The organism is Pseudomonas sp. ICMP 8385 (assembly GCF_002699915.1).
Taxonomy (GTDB): domain Bacteria; phylum Pseudomonadota; class Gammaproteobacteria; order Pseudomonadales; family Pseudomonadaceae; genus Aquipseudomonas; species Aquipseudomonas gessardii.
The window spans coordinates 1-869 of the sequence record NZ_LKBY01000020.1; the positions used below are offsets into that span (position 1 = coordinate 1).

Below are 869 nucleotides of genomic sequence, written 5' to 3' on the forward strand. Positions count from 1 at the left end.
CCATCGGGGGGGGGATGTAGCCAAGCCGCTCCTCAATATCCAACTCCATGTCGGCTGACCCGTCCATACAGTAGTAATCGGCATATGCTGCTAGCGCTTGGGCGTTGCCTTGACGATGGCCATCGCGGTAAGCCTGAAGCCAAGCGGGGAGGCGGTTGAGTTCCATGCTGGTGGTTCCTGGTAGGAGGTGGCCACCGTCTCATCTCCTACCGAAATCCCAACGCTTCAAGGTGTGATGTCTGATTAGGCAGCACACAAACACGCCGAACGTAAAATCCCCGGCGAAGCTGCGATTACCAGAACCCGGGAAAGCGAGCGTTAGCTCGACACCAGGTCACTCCGGACGATATCGCCTCACGGCTAGGTTTCGGACCAGTCAGTTGGCTCAGCCCGGGGCGGTTAGCGAACACCTGTGCAAATATGGTGGCCTACCTTTGTGCCAGCAACGATCCAGTGGTCACAGAAGAGCGTGTCCCGAAGGGATTTGTGCTCAAAGCGGTAGATAGTGCCGTGCTGGTTGTGTACGCCCAGCGATTGTGGGATCAAACCATCAAACCGCCTAGGCCGAGCCTTCAGATCCCTCTTCGCAGGTACGTTCTCGGCAGCGAAAGCACAGCCGTTGTGTTCCCCGTAACGCACCGCCGGCAATAGAGTTCGAGTGGATGTTTTCCGACTGGTTTCCGTCCTGAAATCGGCCTTGCGTTCGAAGGGTGAATGAAATAATCGCTCAAACCCCGCGATTAAATGGCCCTCAAATGAACGAAATCTCAAAAGCTTTGCTAGGCTCTGTACGTAAACCCAAGAAATACGATTTTCTGTAAAATACACCGCCATTAAAGCCAGGAGGCCAAGATGGCAAAGCGGTATGA

The 869-nt window shown here is 54.7% G+C and carries 1 protein-coding gene; it reads right to left on the minus strand.

Features of this window, described 5'->3' with window-relative positions; genetic code table 11:
* Positions 1-399: 399 nt before the first annotated feature.
* A partial coding sequence (locus tag AO268_RS32915; RefSeq protein ID WP_218927874.1) for a hypothetical protein occupies positions 400-869 on the minus strand: 470 nt, incomplete at its 5' end.